This window comes from Lentzea sp. CC55 (genome assembly GCF_021056325.1).
Lineage (GTDB): Bacteria > Actinomycetota > Actinomycetes > Mycobacteriales > Pseudonocardiaceae > Lentzea > Lentzea jiangxiensis.
In genome coordinates, this window is record NZ_JAJCXE010000056.1 from 505195 (window position 1) to 522793 (window position 17599).

The following is a 17599-nucleotide window of genomic DNA, read 5'->3' on the forward strand; positions in this document are numbered from 1 at the left end:
ATCAGGGTGCGCCGATCACCAGCGCGGCGTTCTGGCCACCGAACCCGAACGAGGTGCTCATGGCGACGTCGATCGACTGCTGCCGCGGCACCGGGGCGAGGTCCAGGTCGATCTCCGGGTCGACGTGCTCGAGGTTGGCCGTGGGAGGGACGAGCCCGTGCTCGATGCTGAGCGAGGCGTAGATGGCCTCGGCCGCGCCGGCGGCCGCCAGCAGGTGGCCGGTCACGCCCTTGGTGGAGCAGACGGAGACCTCGTCGCCGAGCACCGAGCGCACCGCCTTCGCCTCCGCCTGGTCGTTCAGCTTCGTCGACGTGCCGTGCGCGTTGAGGTGGTCCACATCGGCGCCGGTGAGACCCGCGTCGGCGAGTGCCGCCCGGATCGCCGCCTGTGCGCCCACCCCGTCCGGGTGCGGGCTCGTGACGTGGTGGGCGTCGGCGGAAGCGCCGTAGCCGAGCACGCGGCCGCGGATGGACGCACGCCGGGCACGGGCGTCGTTTTCCCGTTCCAGCACCACGACCGCCGCACCCTCGGCCGCGGCGAACCCGTCGCGGTCGCGGTCGAACGGGCGAGACGCGCGCAGGGGGTCCGCCGAGCGTTTGGTCAGCGCGCCCATCCTGGCGAAGGCCGCCAAGATGAGTGGTACGAGCGAAGCGTCGGCCGCGCCGGCGATCGCGATGTCGCACGCGTCGGCCTGCAGCAGCTGCCGGGCCGTCCCGATCGCGGTGGCCCCGGAGGCACAGGCGGTCGACACGGTCAGGTTGGGGCCGGTCGCCCGCAGGTGGATGGCGAGCTGCCCGCTGATCATGTTCACCAGGGACATCGGCATGGTCAGCGGTGAGGTCGCGGCAGGACCCCGCTGCAGGAGCGCGACGTGTTGCGCGGTCAGGGTTTCCACGCCACCGACCGACACGCCCATGACGATGGCCACGCGGCTGCCGTCCCACTCGTCGCTCCGCAGACCCGCGTCGCCGACCGCCTCGGTCGCGGCGACGAGACCGAGCTGGCTGTAGCGGTCGAGGCGCCGGGCGTCGTGACCGAGCAGCGCCGGCGCGTCGAAGTCCCGCACGGGACAGATGACCTGGGTGCCGAGCACGCCGAGGTCGGGACCGAGCACCGCGGTGGGCTCGCCCGCGCTGACGCGCTTCCAGTTGTCGTCGACGCCGGTGCCGGCCGAGGTCACCACGCCCCGCCCGGTGATCACCACATCGGGACGTGCGGTCATGCCGCCACCTTGGTGTTCATCAGCGCGGCGACATCGGCGATCGTGGTCACCGACGAGAGTTCTTCGTCGGAGAGGTGGGTGTCGTAGCGCTCGCCGACGACGACGCCGAACTCGACCACGTCGAGGGAGTCGGTCAACACCTCTTCGAGCGCGGTGTCTTCGTTGATCACGTCCGCCGGAACGGCGAACTTGGTGGTGAGGATCTCGACGAGGGTGTCGTACACGGTGGACAAGGCGGTTCCTCTGCTGGCCGTCGGGGGGTTGCACATCGGGGGATGGGATGTTCGCGACCACCGTGCGTCACGACAGGCTCACGCAGGCTGCGGAGAACCGCAGCACCTGGACGCGCTCCGCAGCGGTGCCGACGAGGTCGATCCGTGTCGGCAAGAGCGGGTCACCAGGAATTCGCGTCGATGACGGACTGCGGTCGCGTCGGGAGTTCTGCGGAGTTCCACAGCAATTTTTCGCCTCGAGGTGCCTACCGTCGCCGAAGTCCTACCGGTGGAGGCCGGCCCGGTGCCGGGCCTCGAGCGGTGCGAAGTCGTCGACGCCGCGTGTGCGGATGACAGGAGCGGGTATGCCAGCGGATCACGGCCTTGCCGCGGTGCTGTGCGGGATCGGCACGTGGTTGCCGCCGAGGGTGGTGACCAACGACGATCTCGCCCAACGGCTCGAGACGACCGACGAGTGGATCCGGACCAGGACCGGGATCAGGGAACGCCGCGTGATCGATCCCGGCATGTCCACCTCGACGCTCGCGGTGGAGGCCGGAGCCCGTGCGCTCAAGTCCTCCGGGTCGACGGACGTGGACCTCGTCATCGTCGCCACGACGACCCCGGACCACCCCTGCCCGTCCACGGCACCCGAGGTCGCCCACCGACTCGGGCTGACCGGAGTGCCGGCGTTCGACCTGAACGCCGTGTGCGCGGGTTTCGTGTACGCGCTCGCATCCGCCGCCGGGCACATCGCCGCCGGGAGCGCCACCCGCGTCCTGGTGATCGGCGCGGACACGTTCACCACGGTGCTGAACCCGGAGGACCGCACCACTGTCGCGATCTTCGGCGACGGTGCGGGTGCGGTGGTCCTCCGCGCGGGGACGGCTGACGAGCCGGGTGCGCTCGGCCCGTTCGACCTGGGCTCGGACGGTTCCCACTCGGACCTGCTGATCGTGCCGGCGGGCGGCTCGCAACAGCGCGGTTCCGGGTTGCCCCTCGACCCCGCCGACGTCCACTTCCAGATGGACGGCCAGCCGGTGTTCCGCAACGCCGTCACGAGGATGAGCGAGTCGGCCGGCAAGGTCCTCCAGCGGGCGGGCTGGCGCATCGAGGACGTGGACAGGTTCGCCTGTCATCAAGCGAACGCGCGCATCCTCTCGGCCGTCGCCCGCAACCTCGAGGTGGACGAGGACCGCCTGGTCGTGAACGTCGACCGGGTCGGCAACACCGTGGCCGCCTCCATCCCGCTGGTGCTCGCCGACGCTGCCGCGGCCGGTGACATCGTCCCCGGCCACCGCGTCCTCGTCACGTCCTTCGGTGCGGGCCTCGGCTGGGGCTCCACCGTGCTGATCTGGCCGGAACTGGAGCTCGGCTGACCTCGTCGAGCACGGTTCCCGCGCACGGCAACGCTTTCACGACGAACAGGAGTACACCCATGAACGCCGACAACACGCTGGACCGGCTGACGACGCTGCTCGTGACGCACTTCGGCACCTCCGCGCAACGCGTGAGCGGCACGGCGACCTTCGAGGAGCTGGACTTCGACTCGCTCGCGCTGGTCGAGCTCGCGATGGTGGCGCAGAAGGAGTTCGGTGTCGAGGTGGACGAGCAGGAGATCACTCCCGACCAGTCCGTCCAGGACGTCGCGGAGCTGATCGACGCGAGGACGGTCGCCGCCTGATGTCGCGGTCGAGCACGGAGTTCCACGCGGCGGTGACCGGCCTGGGGCTGGTCACCCCCGCCGGAATCGGCGTCGAGCACGCTTGGCGCACCGTCCTCGCGGCGGAGCCGGCCGCGGCCGCTGATCCGGCGCTGGAGGGCATGCGTGTCGGCTTCTCCTGCCGGGTGCCGGGTTTCGACGCCGACGAACAGCTCGGCAGGCGGACGGCCTGGCGACTGGACCGGTCCACGCAGCTCGCGATCGTCGCACTGCGCGAGGCGTTGCACGACTCCGGTCTCGACCCGTCCGAGTGGGACGGGGCACGGGTGGCGGTGGTGCTGGGCAACGCGCTCGGCGGCGTGCAGACCTACGAGTTGCAGCAAAGGGAGTTCGACTCCGCCGGTGCCGGTGCCGTTTCACCGTTGCTGGTGCCGATGTGCGCGCCCAACATGACGGCGGGCCACCTCGCCATGGAGTGCGGTGCCGGTGGCCCGAACCTCGTCACCGCCACCGCCTGCGCTTCCGGCACCACGGCGATCGGCACCGCGCGCGAACTGCTGCGCGGCGACCGGTGCGATGTGGTGATCACCGGTGGAACGGAGGCGCCCCTCGGCCGCACGATGATCGCCGGCTTCGACAGGATGGGCGCGTTGTCCCGCCGCACCGGGAACCCGAGGGCGGCCTCGCGGCCGTTCGACGTGGACCGCGACGGCTTCGTCGCGGCGGAGGGAGCCGCGGTCCTGGTGCTGGAGCGGGACACCGACGCCCGCGCCCGCGGCGCCCGGGTGCACGGGATGATCAGCGGGTACGGTGCGTCCGCGGACGCACATCACGCGACGTCGCCGGATCCGTCCGGTGCCGCCGTGGAGCGGGCTGTGCGGTCGGCACTGCAGGACGCCGGCCTGTCCGCGGCGGACGTCGACCACGTCAACGCCCACGGCACCTCCACCAAGGTCAACGACGTCACCGAGAGCCGGGTGATCCGGCGGGTCTTCGACGACCACGTCGCCGTCACCTCGACCAAGGGCGTCCTGGGGCATGCGCTGGGCGCCGCGGGCGCGATCGAAGCCGTGTGCTCGGTTCTGGCGTTGCGCGACGGCGTCGTCCCACCGACCGCGAACCTCGACTCGCTCGACCCGGAGGTCGAGGTCGACGTCGTGGCCAAGGCTCCGAGGAGCGGAACGTTCCGCGCCGCTGTCAGCAACTCGTTCGGCTTCGGTGGCCAGAACGCCGTTCTGGTGGTCACGCCGGCATGACCGCACGCGTGTTCTCCTCCCCGGCGGTCCTGCTCGACCTCGCCGGGGAAACGCTCGGCACCAGCGAGTGGCACCTCGTCGCACAGTCCACTGTGGATGGATTCGCTCAGGTGACCCACGACCACCAGTGGATCCACCAGGCAGGCCCGGCAGCCGACGCCGGTCCCTTCGGAGGGCCTGTCGCGCACGGCTTTCTCACGCTGTCGTTGCTCATCCCCATGCTCGACGGGATCTTCCGCGTGGACGGGGTGTCCGCGGTGGTCAACAAAGGCGTCGACAGGCTGCGCTTCACCACGCCGGTTCCCGCGGGCGCACGAATCCGCGCCACGGCCGTGCTGGCCTCGGCACGGTCGCGGCCGCGGAACTTCACCGAGACCGTTCTGTCCGTGAGGGTCGACGTCGAGGGCAAACCGAGACCGGCGTACACGGTGGACGTGCTGATGCTGTACCAAGGGGTTGCGACAGCGGCGGAACGGTGATCACCAAGCGGAGGTGGCTCGCCACTCACCCGGCTGACCCTGGAAACCGTTGGCGGGCAGCGCGCTTGCGCCCGTGGTGCGGACGCCGCTCGTCGGTTGCGGGTGCCGACCGGCCACAGGCCGCCGCCACCGTTCCGACAGGGGGAACGCTTGATCGTGCGACGTCTTCACCGCCGCATACTGGCGGCGATGATTGGTGCGCGGACAGGCCGAGGTTGCGTTCCCGGTGGCACGACCGCCCTTCCAGGTCGCGAAGACCCGGATCGAAGCGACGGGGCGGAGTTCCCGCCGCACAGCCCACCACACCGCGACGACAGGGACAACGCATGACGATCGACATTTCCGGCACGCTCGTGGACGCGATCACCTGCGCGCCGGGCGATCGCGGCCGGATGATCTTCCCGGAGTCCGCGACCGTCCTGACCCGTGCCGAACTGGGTCCCCGAGCCAACGGCGTCGCCGCCGCGCTGCTCGCCGCCGGCGCCGAACCCGGTGAGGTGGTCGGCGTGCTGCTTCCCGCCACACCTTCCTTCCCGCCGGCTCTGCTCGGCGTGCTCACGATCGGCGCCGCCGTCAGCGTGCTGCCACTGCCCGCCGTCGCCCACGACGTCGACAGCGTCGCCGACGACCTCGCCGCGTTCATCCGGACCGTCGGCATCCGGCACCTCGTGACCGGTGACCTCTTCGCCGCCGCGCTCGAGCCGCTGCAGCGCCGTTGCCCTGGACTGCGCGTCGTCAACGCCGACCGGTGCGCGCCGGCCACCCGCGTCCCGACCACGCACACCCCCGGCCCGGACGATCGCGCCGTTGTGCAGTTCACCTCCGGCACCACCGGCCGGCCGCAGGGCGTCGTGCTGTCCCACCGCGCCGTCGTCAACGGCGTCCTCGCCCCGGTCGCACGCTGCGAACTCACCCCCGCCGACGTCGGCTACCAGTGGCTGCCGCTGTTCCACGACTTCGGCATGATCGGTCTGCTGATCTCGCTGTGCGCCGGGTTCGACACCCACCTCGTCTCACCGGCGGCGTTCATCCGGCGCCCGGTGGACGCGTTGCGCTACCTCGGCGAGCACGGCGTCACGATCTGCACAGGACCGAACTTCGCCTACGACCGGCTGGCCGAAGCCGCCCGCACCGCGGACCTCGACGGACTCGACCTCGGACGCTGGCGCCTGGCGCTCAACGGCGGTGAACCGGTCTCCCCGGCCACGGTCCGCGCCGTCACCGAGGTCCTCGGCCGCCACGGCCTGCCGGTCGGCGCGATGACCCCGGCCTACGGCATGGCCGAGTACTGCGCCGGCATCACCATCGACCTGCCGGGTCTGGCACCTCGCACCGTCACGCTCGACCGGGCCGCGGCCACGGACGGCCGGGTCGTCCCCGTCACCGGCGATTCCGGCTGGACGATCGTGTCGCAGGGGCCCCCGTTGCCCGGCACCGAGGTGAGGGTCGTCGACGCCGAGGGCGCCGTCCTGCCCGAGGCCGGTGTCGGTGAGCTCCAGGTGCGCGGCCCCAGCCTCATGGACGCCTACCTCGCCGAGGACTCCGCGGCAGTCTCCAGCGTCCTGGACGACGGCTGGCTGCGCACCGGCGACCGGGGCTTCCTGCTGCGCGGGGAGGTGCACGTCGCGGGCAGGCACAAGAACATGATCATCGTGCGGGGGCGCAACGTCCACGCCGAGGAGGTCGAACACGTCGCCCGGCACGTGCCGGGCGTCTACCAGCGCCACTGCGTCGCGGTGGCCGACCCGGAGAGGGAGCGGGTGGTCGTGGTCGTGGAAACCGTCGAAACCGACCGGGCGGCGGTGGCCGAGGGCGTGCGGCGGGCCGTCGGCGAACGCCTCGGCATCACCGACGCCGACGTGCGCACCGTCGACCGCCGCTGGCTGCCCCGCACCACCAGCGGCAAGTGGAAGCGCGACGAGCTCCGCCGTCGGCTGTTCGGAGAGGAGAACGCGGCATGACCGAATCAGTGCACGACAACGAGGCTCCGGCGCTGACCGTGGTGGTCCAGCAGCTCGCCAGGGTGCTGGAGATCCCCGCCGACCAGCTGTCGCCGGACGACCGGCTCGCCTACCTGCCCAACGTCGACTCGCTGCGGCTGCTCGACGCGATCACCGCCGTGGAGAACATGAGCCGCGTCAAGCTCAGCGAGGACGACCTCGTGACCGCGCGCACAGTGGCGCAGCTCGCGGAACTGGTCGAGGCCGCCAAGACCACCGATGCGGAGAGGGACCGGTCATGAGCCTGCCCACCCTGGTCTCGTTGCCCGACGACGACACCAACACCGCCTACTACGCGCGACTGCGTGAAGCCGCGTCCGTGCAGCAGGTGCAGCTGCCCAACGGGTTCCCGATCTGGCTCGTCACCAGGTACGACGACGTGCGGACCTGCCTGCGCGACGAGCGGCTCGCCGTCGACCCCCGGCTGCTGAGCTCCCCCGAGCACAAGTTCGGCGGACGGCGCGTTCCCGAGGACACCCTCAGCTCCACGGGGCGGCACATGCTCAACACCGACGGGGCCGAGCACCGCCGGCTGCGGTCGTTGGTCAACGCCGAGCTCTCCAGCGGTGCCGTGGGTCGCTGGCGCGCGACCGTCGACCGCATCGTGCACGAGCAGCTCGACCACCTCGAGCGCGAAGGCGCCGAGGCGGGGGGCGGCCCGGTCAACCTGATGACCGCCTTCGCCAACCAGGTCCCCGTCACGGTGATCAGCACCGTGCTCGGCCTGCGCCCCGCGGACACGCCGGTGGCCGCCGCGCTGCTGCGGGAACTGCTGTCCAGCAAGCCCACCGACAGCCCCGAGATGATCGGCTACTACCACGAGCTCGTCGACCTCGTCCTCGCCACGATCGAACACCGCAGGAGCGAACCCGGCGAGGACCTGATCTCCCTGCTGCTCGCCCGGTCGGAGTCCGTCGGCGTGCGCGACCTGCTCAGCACGGTCATGGCGCTGTTCGTGGGAGGGCCACCCACCACCGCGACCGCCATCGGCCACGGCGCCGCCACGCTCGGCGCGAGGCCGGACCTGCGCGCGGAAGCCCTGGGCAGCGAGGCGGCCACCGCGCGGATCGTGGAGGAGCTGCTGCGCCACCACCCGCCGTTCCAGTTCGCGATCTGGCGGTTCGCCACCGCCGACATCCACGTCGGCGACGTCGTCATCCCCAAGGACGCGACCGTGCTGCTGTCACTCGCCGCCGCCAACCGCGACCCGCGTGCCTACGACGATCCCGACGACGTCCGTTCCCACCGCGACGGTGAGCCCAGCCACCTGTCGTTCGGCAGCGGCGTGCACCGCTGCATCGGCGCGCCGCTGGCCCGCATGGAGATCACCGTCGCGGTCCGCTCGCTGTTCCTCCGCTTCCCGCGGCTGCGGCTCACCGTCGACCCGGGCGAGCTGTGCTGGAGCGACATGGTGTTCGACCGCAGGCTGGAGTCGATGCCCGTCAACCTCGGCGGTGCGCCCGCATGAGGGTTTCCGGACGGGTGCGCGTCTCCGCCGCCGGGACGTGGCTGCCCGCGGGACGGTCCCGTGCCGCCGACGCGGTCGCGGCGGGCGCGCTCAGCGACATCGACGCCCGGTCGGCCGTCTGCCACGAGGTCGCGGTCGCCGACGGGCAGCAGGCGTGGCAACTCGGCCTGACCGCCTGCCGCGACGTGCTCTCCACGACCGGGATCACGCCGGAGGAGATCGGGTTCCTCGCCTACGCGGGCATGTCCGCGACCGACGAGGATCCCGCGTCCCCGGCACACCGGCTCGCCGCCGAGCTGGGGACCACGCACGCCGTCGCCGTCGGCCTGAGCCAGATGTCGAGCGGCGGCGACGCGGCGCTGCACGCCGCCATCACCACCCTGCTCACCGAACCCGGCACCCACCACGCTCTCGCGTGCACCGGCATCAACACCCGCGACCTGCCCTACGACCGCTGGCGCACCGCGCCCGAGGGCGTCCTGGGCGACGGGGGCACCGCCGCGCTCCTGCACCGCGACCGGGGACCGCTGGCCGTGCTGGCCACCGGCCGGGCCGGCAACCCCCGGCTGGAGAACGCCTTCCCCCGCTTCCACCCCTTCCGGCCGCTCCCACCCGCGCTCGACAACAGCGCCGCCCTGCTCGAATTCCGCACGACCGCCCAGGAAATCCGCGCCACCGTCGCCACGGCGGTGCAGCAGGCGCTGTCCGACGCGGACCTGCACGACGCCGATCGCATCCAGGTCGTCTGCACCGCGCGACTGCGCCCGGAAACCGTCAGGTACACCGTGCTCCCCGCGCTGCCCGAAGCCGCGCGCGACCGCCTCGTGGTGTTCGGAGACACCACAGGGCACCTCGGTGCGGGTGACACGATCGCCAACCTCGACGACCTCCTGCGCCTCGACAGGCTGACCACGGGCGGCTGCGCGCTGCTCGTCGGTCTCGGCGCGGGCTTCACCGCGACCGCGCTCGTCGTCGAGCGCTGCTGATCCGGTTCACGACCTACGACAAAAGCGCCCACCGCACCCGGTGACCCTCGTCAGTCACCGGGTTCCGCCGCAGCGGGTGGCCATCACGATCGGAGCACGTCCTTGCGGATTCTCTTCACCGTCGCGAACTCGCCGTCCCACATCCGGGCGCTGGTGCCCGTCATCAGAGCCGCCGAGGCCGCGGGGCACACGGTCGCGATCGCCACCGCCGCGACCTCCGCCGAGGACATCGCCGCCTACGGGATCGACCACCTGCCGGCGGGTCTCGACATCCTGGAGCTCGTGGCGCGGACGCTGGAGGAAACCGGCACGACGTTCGCGCACCTCTCGGCGATGGAGAGGACGGTGGACTTCTTCATCGGCCCTCCGGCCGAGGCGATGGCCGAGGACGTCATCGGCTCGGGGTGGAACCCCGACGTCATCGTCCGCAGCACGCTCGAGTTCGGCGGCGTGCTCGCCGCGGAGGTGCTCGGCGTGCCGCACGCCTCCGTCGCGATCGGTGGCGCGGTCAACGTGATCTCCCCACCTTCCACGCTCGCGCCGCTGATGGCCCCGCTGCGGGCCTCGTTCGGTCTGCCGCCGGATCCCGCCGGGGAGGCGAGCTTCCGCCACCTGCACGCTTGCCTGATGCCCGAGACCTACGACCCGGCAGAGGCCGCCGTGCCCCGCTCCAGGTTCTACCGGCACGAGAACCCCGGCAGGCAGGGCGACGCCCTACCGCCTGTCCTGGCGGGGTTGCCCACCGACAAGCCGTGGGTGTTCGCGAGCTTGGGCACGCTGGCCGCGTTCGCGTCGGACGGCCCCTCGCTGCTCCAATCCGTCGTCACGGCCGTGACGCAGCTGGACTGCGTCGCGGTGATCAGCACAGGACGCGGCGTCGCACACGAGGCGTTCGGCGATCTGCCGTCCACCGTGGTCCTGGTGGAGTCGGTTCCCCAGCCGCTTCTGCTGGAGTGCTGCGATCTCTTCATCACCCACGCCGGTCACAACAGCGTCCGTGAAGCGATGCGGGGTGGCGTCCCGCTCGTCTGCACGCCCCTGTTCTCGGAACAGCCGTACAACGCGCGCAGGTGCGCGGAAGCCGGTGTCGGCGAGCAGCTGCACACGGAAACCATGACGGCCGACGACGTTCTGGCCGCCTGCCGGAAAGTCCTGGACGACCCGCGCTACCGGAACAACGCCAGGCGGATCCGCCGCGACCTGCTCGCCCTGCCGCCACTCGAGACGTTCGTCGCCGACCTCCAGTCGTTGGTGGAAAGCGGAAGCGGGCGTTCGACCGGTCACTAGTGCCGGCAGCGCGGACGACGTGGCGCGACCCCGGCCCAGCCGCGGGTCGCGCACTCGTCGAAGCACCCCGTACCGTTCCGCGCCCGCTACGTCGCGTCGGCGCCGGCAGTGGCGAGCGGGCCGAAGGACTCGTGCCAGAAAGTGGTCCGGTCGAACGGGTAGGCGGACAACGGAACACGCCGCGGGCGCTGCGCTTCCGGCCACAGGCCGGCCCACTCGACGCGCTCGCCGGCGAGCCAGCGAGCAGCGACCTGGAGGTCCGGCTCCGGCACGTGGCGGTCAGCGGTGGCCGGGTCCGCGGGGTCGAACGTGGTGTGCAGCACCAACGGGTGCGACTCGCCGCGCACGAACGCGCGAGCCGCGACCGCGAACTCACCCGCATCCGCGGCGAGGATGACGACTCGCTGTGCCAGCTGAGCACGACCCGTTTGGAGGGTCCACACGGCGGCGGTGAAGTCCGGCGGCGCGAGCCCCGGTCCTCCCGACGGGTCCTGCCTGCCGTGGGGGAGCAGGTCGGCCAGCTCGGTCACCAAACGGTGCAGACTGCGCTCGGTGCGCGCGCTCACCGGCACCGGCCAGCGGCCGGACCGCTGCCAGCCGGAGCTGTCGAGCTCGGGCGCTTCCTCGAGCACGATGTGGGCGTTGGCCCCACCGACTCCCAGTGCGGTGATGCCGACCCTGCGGACCGGGCCCCCGGGCCAGGCAACCGCTCGTGCCGCGATGTCCACCGGACCGCGGTCCGCGGGGATGTCGGGGTGCGGCGCGGTGAAACCGGCGGTGAGGGGAATCGTGCGGTACCGCAGCACCTGCACCGCCTTGGCCAGGCTCGCCGCCCCCGCCGCACCTTCGAGGTGACCGATGTTGCCCTTCACCGAACCCATCCACAGCTTGCCGTCGGGCCCTGCGGCCGTCGGTCGTCCCCCTTGCGACCGCAGCAGCTCGACCACGGCCTGCACCTCGATGGGATCGCCCTTGCCGGTGCCTGCGGCGTGCGACTCCATGTACCCCAGCGCGGAAGGAGGGAGACCGGCCTGCGCCAGTGCGCGGCTCATCAGCTCCACCTGGGACTCGGCGTCGGAGCGGGTCAGCGTGCCACGCCGGCCGTCGTGGTTCAGCGCGCTTCCCCTGATGACCGCGAGCACCGGGTCGCCGTCGGCCACCGCGTCCTCCAGGCGTTTGAGGACGAAGCAGAACACCCCTTCACCGCGGATGTAGCCGTCGGCGTCCGCGCTGAAGCAACGGGCCTGTCCTGTCGGCGAGAGAGCGCCGAACCGGTGCATCACGGCCTGCATGTGGCCGTGCAGGTAGATGTTCGGGCTCCCGGCGATCGCCATGTCGAGTTCCCCCGCGCGAAGACCCGACACCGCTTGGGCCACCGCCGTCAGACCGCCCGCGCAGGCGGTGTCCAGCGTGATGCTGGGACCGCGCAGGTCGAACTGGTGCGAGATCCGCGCCGAGGCGAAGGTCAGCAGGAGCCCGATCGCGCTGTACCGGTCGACGAGGTGCAGGTCCGCGGCGCGGTCGCGCATGTCGGAGCTCGTGGTGGAGACGAACACCCCGACGTCGCGCCCGGCGAGCGAGTCGGGTGCCAGGCCGGCGCTCTCCAGGGCGTGCCAGGTGGCTTCGAGCATCAAGCGCTGCTGGGGGTCCATCCAGACGGCCATCCGCGGCGTGATCTGGAACAGTCCCGGCTCGAAGTCGCCCACGTCCGGCAGCAGGGACACGACCGGGTCCGGCGTGCCGCCCAGGTCGGCGCGGTAGTCGTGCAACCGGCCGGGAATCGCGGGGGACGAGGTGCACCTGCCCTCGGCGAGCAGCCGCCAGAACGCGTCCGCGTCCTCCGCACCGGGCACCCGCGCGGCCATGCCGATGATGGCGACGGGCGCCGCCTTTCCGGCGCTCACCGCGCACCTCCCGCGGCGGCGGAGAGCAGGTTCGCCGCGGCGGGGATCTGCCGCAACATCCGCACCAGCACCTGGCTGACGCCCGGCTGGTGGAAGGACACGTCCTGGAAGTTCTCGACCACCCACGTCACGGACTGGTGCCAGCGCACAGGGCTGTGCACGTGCCGGACCAGGGCACCGGCGATGTCCGCCGCACTGTGCGGACGCGCGGTCAGGTTGGACACGACCGGGATGGCGGGCTCCTCGAAGGAGAACCGCTCCAGCCGCGCCCCGAAGTCAGCCGCGGCCTCCCGCATGTGGCTGCTGTGGAACGCGCCGGTGATCGCCAGTCGCCGCACATCCGCGGCACCGAGATCGCGCATCAGCTGTTCCGCCGAAGCGAGAGCGCTCTCAGGACCCGCCAGGACCGTCTGCGTCGGCGAGTTGAAGTTGACGGCCTCGACGCCCCGCACCCGCGGATCGCCCAGCGCTTCGCAGACGGTCTCCTCGGCCAGCCCCTGCACGGCCGTCATCGCGCCGACAGCGGCCTGGGAAGTGATGTCGGCGCGCAGCCGGACCAGCTCGAGTCCTTCGAGGAAGCCGAACACCCCCGCTGCTTCCAGGGCGTTGTACTCACCGAGGCTGTGGCCCAGCGCGACGTCGGGGCTCAGCCCGTCCTCGCGGGCGGCTCGCAGGGCCAGGGCGCTGACCACGTAGGTGGCGGGCTGGGTGTAGCGGGTCTGGGCGAGCCGCTCCTCGTCGGCGCAGAGCTCACGCAGGTCGTAGCCGAGGGCCGCCGAGGCGGCTTCGGTCAAGGCGGGGAATCGTGCGAAGAGCTCGACCCCCATGTTCTGACGCTGCACACCCTGTCCTGGGAACAGGAAAACAACAGTCATCGAGTGTCCCTCGTCTGGATGGTCTCGGTGGTGAGTGCGATGGAGGTGTTGATGCCGCTGAAACCGAAGCTGTTGGTGAGCGCCACAGGCCGGTCGAGCCGGCTGGAGGTGCGCCCCGCCAACCGCCCACCCACGTCGGGCATGGGACTGCTGGTGTTCGGGTTGCCGTGCACCCGGCCGTGACGCAGCTGCACCACGGCGGCGATGAGCTCGACCAAGCCCGCCGCGGTGAGTGCGTGGCCGAGGAAAGCCTTGGTGGAGTTGACGAGTGGCCCCGCGCCGACGCCGAAGACCTGCGCGATGGCGCGGGCCTCGCACTCGTCTCCGACCCGTGAACCGGTGGCGTGCGCGCTGAGGTAACCGACATCGGCGGGTTCGATCCCGGCGGCGAGCATCGCGGCACGCATGGCTTCGGCCTGCCCGGCCGAGTCGGGGGCAGCGCCGTGCCGGGCGTCGAGCCGCTGCCCGGCACCCAGCAGCACCGCCAGTGGTTCCCGTGCCGTCTGTCCGGCGAGTTCCAGAACGACCGCCGCCGCAGCCGGTCCCGGGACGAAACCCTCCCGGTGGTCGTCGAACGGCCGGCACACCGGCTCGGGGCCGGGGTGGAGTGCGCCGCTCGTGCTCAGCGCGCGCGTTTCGATCGACGACAGCTCCGCTGCGGGGGCGACCACCATGCACCGCTGCGCATCGCCCGCGCGCAGCAGGCGCATCGCCTGGATGACCGCCACCGCTCCGCTGGCCGACGCGGCGCCCACGGTCCACCCCTCGGCACGCAGGCCGAGCAGTTCGCTCACCACACCGACGGCGTCGGTGTCCTGGTAGGCCACGGCGTGGGTGGGACGCACCCGCCGGGTGCCTTGCACCTCGTCCAGCACCGTGCGCGCCTGGTAGTCCATGGCCAGGTTGTTGCCCGCCACGACCAGCGCGCACCCGGCGAGTTCGGACGCCGCCAGCCCGGCCTCGCGGGCACAGCGCACGGCGACCACAGCCGCCGTCTTGGCCGGATCGGCGCTGCTCCTCGCGGCGCGGCGCACCCGCGCCGCGTCCTGCGCATCCAGGTGGTGGACCTCCGGATCGTCGAGAAGACCCCCCCAATCCCGCTGCACCGGCGGTGGTTCGCCGTCGGACAGCAGCACGTCCGCGAGCCGGTCGAGGCTGCTGAGCGAAGGGGTGAGCACGGTGGCGGCCCGCACCGCGACCGCAGCCCGGGCCGCGGGCGCGGTCATGACGTCGTGGTCCGCAGCAAGCCGTAACCCTCTTCGGTCAGTGAGACGACATCGGGCAGTTCGCGGGAGGTCATGTGCGGCTCCAGCTCCCTTTCCATCGCCGCGTCCGATCCCGCGAGGCACTTGCCCATCAGCTCGAGTTTGAGCAGTTCGAGGCTGGCACGCGGCGAACGCGCGATCATCAGGGCCAGGTTCCTGGCCGTGGCCGGCACCTCGTCGTGCGCGACCACCTGCACGCCGCAGCCGCGCTGCTTGAGCTCGATGCCGCGGTAACCGCGTGCGGTCAGCAACATCTCGGTGCCCAGCGCCTCCCCGATCTTGGCGGGGACGACGTAGGTCGCTCCGACGTACGGTGCGACGCCGTACTGCATGAAGTTGGCCGCGTAGTACGACCGTTCGCTCAGCACGGCGACGTCGGCGTAGAGCCCGAGCACGAGCCCGCCGCCCAGCGCGTGGCCCTGCATCTCGGCGACCACCGGTAGCGGACACGTCGCGAAGACCCTGGCGAACCGCCGGTACTCCGGCAGCGGCAGACCGTCGGCGATGCCGACCAGCGTCTCCCTGGTCGCTCCCGCGCAGAACACGGAAGGCATGCCGGCCGCGACGACCACACGGGTGTCCGGGTGGCCGGTCGCCGCTTCCACCGCTTGGAAGAGGTGGTCCAGCCACTCTCTGCGGAACGTGTTGCCGTTTTCGGCGTCGGCGAAGCGCACCGTGGCGATCGGCGCCTCGAACTCCACGGAGATCGGTCCGAACACCTGCCCGGGAACCGCGCTGCCGTTGCTCACAACAACCCCTCCGTCACCAATGCCTTGATCCTCTGGGAGACCTTCGGGTCGTTCAGGCGTGCGCCGAACACCCGTTCCGCCATCAACCCGTACTGGTTGTCAGCCGGGAAAAGGGCCTGATGCGCCTGCTTGAGGTCCGCGAGGGTGTCACGATCCGAGCGGCGCAACGAGAGCAGCACTTTGCGCATCGCCGCCCGCGGGTCGTCGCTCACGACGTCGACGAGCCCGATGCGCTCGGACTCGGCGGCGGTGAGCTGATCCGCGAGCATCGCCAGCCGGAGCGACCGGTGCTCTCCCACGCGCCGGGCGATCCACGGCATGATGATGGTGGGCAGCATGCCGAAGAAGACCTCCGTGAGCTGAAGGGTCACTTCGGGCGAGGCGATCACGACGTCGCAGGCCGCGGCCAGACCGACTCCACCGCCGCTGGCCCAGCCCTGCATGACGGCGACGGTGGGCAGCGGCCCCGAGCTCATCCGGGTGAGCAGGTGCCACAGACCGGTGGTCAACCCCTTGAACTCGGCCTCGCCGAGTTCGGTGATGTGCGCACCCGCCGAGAAGACCGGGCCGTCGGCGAGGAGCACGACGGCGCGGCACCCCGGGTCGGCCTCGGCCTGGTCGAGCGCGGCGTGCAGTTGGGCGATCAACGCCGGCGTGAGCGCGTTGCGGGACTCGACGTCGTCGAGCTCCAGCACGAGGTGACCCGGCTTGGGGACCACTCGCAAACCGTCGGATGTCATGTCATGTCCTTGTCGCACCACAGGTACTCCCGGTGGTGATCCTTGATCGAACCGAGCATCAGCAACGGCCCTGTGGTGTGCGCGGCCGTGGTGACGAGGTCACCGACGCCGCGAAGGCAGTCATCGGCGTCCGGTGTGCCCGGCAGGGTGCGGCGAGCGACGTCGAGCACGGCGTCGTAGCGTTCGACGCTGATCTTCGTGCGCGCGGACAGCGCGGCGTCGAGCTGTGCCGCCGCCGGCGCGCGTCCGGTGTCCGCGGAAGCGGTGAGACCGATGAACTCGGACGAACACCCGCCTCCGTAGGAGTAGACACCGAGCTCGTGGCCGGTCGTCGTCGAATGGTGGCGCAACGAGCTCGCCAGGGCCATCAGGGTGCAGCCGGAGTAGATGTTGCCGACCTCGGCCGGGACTTCCAGCGAGGAGCTGACCCGCTTCTTGAAGTCCAGGTCGATCTCGGCGGCGTCCATCCCGGACAGTCGCCGTGCCGCGGTGCGATGCGCTCCGCGCACCATTCCCGGGAACGGGGTGTGCATCGCCAGCGCGTCGAACGACGCGCCGAAGTCGGACGCGGTGTGCTCGGCGTAGTTCTTGTACGAGCCGATGAGGCAGTCGATGTACGACATGATGGACAGGTCGACGTTGATCACGTCGACGTCGACCGCCGGCCGCCGGAAGTCGGTGTTGTCGAAGCTCCAAAGGCCGTAGCGGTCCGCGTGCCACCGGGCGAGGCGTGGTTCGCCGAGCAGGACCGCGACCGCCCCGGCGCCCTGGCTGGGTTCCGCGTAGCTGCCCTGGACGGGAATCGGCGCGTCACCGGCGATGACCAGCGCCCTGCCACGGCGCGGCGAGACGGCGAGGGAAGCGGCCGCCATCTGGAAAGCGGCGGCACCGCCGTGACAGGCCTGCTTGACCTCGAACACCCGGCACGTCTTCGGCAGGTCGAGGAAAGCAAGGGCGAACGCCGCGGCGGACTTCGCGAGGTCCACACCGCTCTCCGTCGCCACGACCACCGTCTCGATGGTCGCCCTGCCCTCCTCACCGAGGCGGTCGAGCACCGGCCGAGCGGCATTGACCGCCATCGTGACGATGTCCTCGCACGGCAGCGCAACGCTCTTGCGTCGCATCAACAGGTTCGCGAGCCTCGCCTGTTCCAGGCCGCGAGCCTGGAACAGCTCGTCGACCTCGACGTGGGCCGTGCCGAAGTAGGCGCCGATGTCCTCGATGCCGACCGCGGTCATGCCGGCACCGCCTCGAGGATCAGCTCGGCCAGCTCGCCGAGGTTCGCGGCGTCACCGAACCGGTGCAGTGCCGCGTCGATGCCCAACGCTTCGACGGTGCCGACCACGACGTCCATCCGATCCATCGAGTCGGCGCCGAGCGACCTCATGCTGGCGCTCGGGACGACCGCGGCGGGGTCGAGGTCCGGCAGCACCGTGAGCAGCTGTTCCTTCAGCACGGCGAAGACGTCCTCGCGACCGGTTCGGTTACCCACC

General features: G+C 71.4%; 18 protein-coding genes. 9 read left to right on the forward strand and 9 right to left on the reverse strand.

From position 1 onward, the window contains the following. Position 1: 1 nt before the first annotated feature. Both L6E10_RS37260 and L6E10_RS37265 read right to left on the reverse strand, forming a co-directional pair. Entirely contained in the window at positions 2–1222 is a 1221-nt protein-coding gene (locus L6E10_RS37260) for a beta-ketoacyl synthase (RefSeq protein WP_236224867.1), read from the reverse strand. Continuing rightward, positions 1219–1446 (reverse strand): phosphopantetheine-binding protein, encoded by a 228-nt coding sequence (locus L6E10_RS37265; RefSeq protein WP_236225080.1) that lies wholly within the window; start codon positions 1444–1446, stop codon positions 1219–1221. Before L6E10_RS37265 ends, L6E10_RS37260 begins: the two co-directional genes overlap by 4 nt. A 353-nt stretch (positions 1447–1799) precedes the next feature. Between L6E10_RS37265 and L6E10_RS37270 the strand changes: the two genes are divergently transcribed. From L6E10_RS37270 to L6E10_RS37310, 9 genes are all read left to right on the forward strand, one after another. After that, a complete protein-coding gene (locus L6E10_RS37270; protein WP_236224868.1) occupies positions 1800–2813 on the forward strand; it encodes a beta-ketoacyl-ACP synthase III in 1014 nt (337 codons plus the stop codon). A gap of 59 nt (positions 2814–2872) precedes the next feature. After that, the gene (locus L6E10_RS37275) at positions 2873–3118 is read left to right on the forward strand and encodes an acyl carrier protein (protein WP_236224869.1); all 246 of its coding nucleotides are present in this window, start codon (positions 2873–2875) and stop codon (positions 3116–3118) included. Further along, positions 3118–4353, forward strand: a complete 1236-nt coding sequence (locus L6E10_RS37280; protein ID WP_236224870.1) for a beta-ketoacyl synthase — start codon at positions 3118–3120, stop codon at positions 4351–4353. The genes L6E10_RS37275 and L6E10_RS37280 overlap by 1 nt, the downstream gene beginning before the upstream one ends. Beyond that, a complete protein-coding gene (locus tag L6E10_RS37285; RefSeq protein ID WP_236224871.1) occupies positions 4350–4832 on the forward strand; it encodes a MaoC family dehydratase in 483 nt (160 codons plus the stop codon). Before L6E10_RS37280 ends, L6E10_RS37285 begins: the two co-directional genes overlap by 4 nt. 326 nt (positions 4833–5158) lie before the next feature. After that, positions 5159–6793: an AMP-binding protein gene (locus L6E10_RS37290; RefSeq protein WP_236224872.1), complete on the forward strand. Its 1635-nt coding sequence runs from the start codon at positions 5159–5161 to the stop codon at positions 6791–6793. After that, positions 6790–7074: an acyl carrier protein gene (locus tag L6E10_RS37295; RefSeq protein WP_236224873.1), complete on the forward strand. Its 285-nt coding sequence runs from the start codon at positions 6790–6792 to the stop codon at positions 7072–7074. Before L6E10_RS37290 ends, L6E10_RS37295 begins: the two co-directional genes overlap by 4 nt. Beyond that, a complete protein-coding gene (locus L6E10_RS37300) occupies positions 7071–8300 on the forward strand; it encodes a cytochrome P450 (protein ID WP_236224874.1) in 1230 nt (409 codons plus the stop codon). The genes L6E10_RS37295 and L6E10_RS37300 overlap by 4 nt, the downstream gene beginning before the upstream one ends. Then, entirely contained in the window at positions 8297–9286 is a 990-nt protein-coding gene (locus L6E10_RS37305; protein ID WP_236224875.1) for a 3-oxoacyl-[acyl-carrier-protein] synthase III C-terminal domain-containing protein, read from the forward strand. The genes L6E10_RS37300 and L6E10_RS37305 overlap by 4 nt, the downstream gene beginning before the upstream one ends. Before the next feature lie 102 nt (positions 9287–9388). Next, a complete protein-coding gene (locus L6E10_RS37310) occupies positions 9389–10573 on the forward strand; it encodes a glycosyltransferase (RefSeq protein WP_236224876.1) in 1185 nt (394 codons plus the stop codon). A gap of 86 nt (positions 10574–10659) precedes the next feature. Here L6E10_RS37310 and L6E10_RS41080 read toward each other — a convergent pair whose 3' ends face one another. The 7 genes from L6E10_RS41080 to L6E10_RS40065 are packed head-to-tail and all read right to left on the reverse strand — an operon-like array spanning position 10660 to position 17598. Continuing rightward, entirely contained in the window at positions 10660–12477 is a 1818-nt protein-coding gene (locus tag L6E10_RS41080) for a polyketide synthase (RefSeq protein ID WP_236224877.1), read from the reverse strand. Next, complete coding sequence (locus tag L6E10_RS37320) at positions 12474–13352, reverse strand: ACP S-malonyltransferase (protein WP_236224878.1); 879 nt, start codon at positions 13350–13352, stop codon at positions 12474–12476. The genes L6E10_RS41080 and L6E10_RS37320 overlap by 4 nt, the downstream gene beginning before the upstream one ends. After that, positions 13349–14578 (reverse strand): beta-ketoacyl synthase N-terminal-like domain-containing protein, encoded by a 1230-nt coding sequence (locus L6E10_RS37325; protein WP_236224879.1) that lies wholly within the window; start codon positions 14576–14578, stop codon positions 13349–13351. The genes L6E10_RS37320 and L6E10_RS37325 overlap by 4 nt, the downstream gene beginning before the upstream one ends. Continuing rightward, the gene (locus tag L6E10_RS37330; protein ID WP_236224880.1) at positions 14575–15366 is read right to left on the reverse strand and encodes a polyketide synthase; all 792 of its coding nucleotides are present in this window, start codon (positions 15364–15366) and stop codon (positions 14575–14577) included. The genes L6E10_RS37325 and L6E10_RS37330 overlap by 4 nt, the downstream gene beginning before the upstream one ends. Then, positions 15363–16106 (reverse strand): enoyl-CoA hydratase/isomerase family protein, encoded by a 744-nt coding sequence (locus L6E10_RS37335; protein WP_236224881.1) that lies wholly within the window; start codon positions 16104–16106, stop codon positions 15363–15365. Before L6E10_RS37335 ends, L6E10_RS37330 begins: the two co-directional genes overlap by 4 nt. After that, a complete protein-coding gene (locus L6E10_RS37340) occupies positions 16103–17344 on the reverse strand; it encodes a hydroxymethylglutaryl-CoA synthase family protein (RefSeq protein WP_236224882.1) in 1242 nt (413 codons plus the stop codon). The genes L6E10_RS37335 and L6E10_RS37340 overlap by 4 nt, the downstream gene beginning before the upstream one ends. Further along, the gene (locus tag L6E10_RS40065) at positions 17341–17598 is read right to left on the reverse strand and encodes a phosphopantetheine-binding protein (RefSeq protein WP_236224883.1); all 258 of its coding nucleotides are present in this window, start codon (positions 17596–17598) and stop codon (positions 17341–17343) included. The genes L6E10_RS37340 and L6E10_RS40065 overlap by 4 nt, the downstream gene beginning before the upstream one ends. Between the last annotated feature and the right edge of the window lies 1 nt (position 17599).

What these genes read in the sequence shown, in the direction of transcription:
- L6E10_RS37260 (WP_236224867.1), bottom strand. Translation starts at nt 1,222, where the DNA reads ATGACCGCACGTCCCGATGTGGTGATCACCGGGCGGGGCGTGGTGACC.
- L6E10_RS37270 (WP_236224868.1), top strand. Translation starts at nt 1,800, where the DNA reads ATGCCAGCGGATCACGGCCTTGCCGCGGTGCTGTGCGGGATCGGCACG.
- L6E10_RS37275 (WP_236224869.1), top strand. Translation starts at nt 2,873, where the DNA reads ATGAACGCCGACAACACGCTGGACCGGCTGACGACGCTGCTCGTGACG.
- L6E10_RS37280 (WP_236224870.1), top strand. Translation starts at nt 3,118, where the DNA reads ATGTCGCGGTCGAGCACGGAGTTCCACGCGGCGGTGACCGGCCTGGGG.
- L6E10_RS37285 (WP_236224871.1), top strand. Translation starts at nt 4,350, where the DNA reads ATGACCGCACGCGTGTTCTCCTCCCCGGCGGTCCTGCTCGACCTCGCC.
- L6E10_RS37290 (WP_236224872.1), top strand. Translation starts at nt 5,159, where the DNA reads ATGACGATCGACATTTCCGGCACGCTCGTGGACGCGATCACCTGCGCG.
- L6E10_RS37295 (WP_236224873.1), top strand. Translation starts at nt 6,790, where the DNA reads ATGACCGAATCAGTGCACGACAACGAGGCTCCGGCGCTGACCGTGGTG.
- L6E10_RS37300 (WP_236224874.1), top strand. Translation starts at nt 7,071, where the DNA reads ATGAGCCTGCCCACCCTGGTCTCGTTGCCCGACGACGACACCAACACC.
- L6E10_RS37305 (WP_236224875.1), top strand. Translation starts at nt 8,297, where the DNA reads ATGAGGGTTTCCGGACGGGTGCGCGTCTCCGCCGCCGGGACGTGGCTG.
- L6E10_RS37320 (WP_236224878.1), bottom strand. Translation starts at nt 13,352, where the DNA reads ATGACTGTTGTTTTCCTGTTCCCAGGACAGGGTGTGCAGCGTCAGAAC.
- L6E10_RS37325 (WP_236224879.1), bottom strand. Translation starts at nt 14,578, where the DNA reads ATGACCGCGCCCGCGGCCCGGGCTGCGGTCGCGGTGCGGGCCGCCACC.
- L6E10_RS37335 (WP_236224881.1), bottom strand. Translation starts at nt 16,106, where the DNA reads ATGACATCCGACGGTTTGCGAGTGGTCCCCAAGCCGGGTCACCTCGTG.
- L6E10_RS37340 (WP_236224882.1), bottom strand. Translation starts at nt 17,344, where the DNA reads ATGACCGCGGTCGGCATCGAGGACATCGGCGCCTACTTCGGCACGGCC.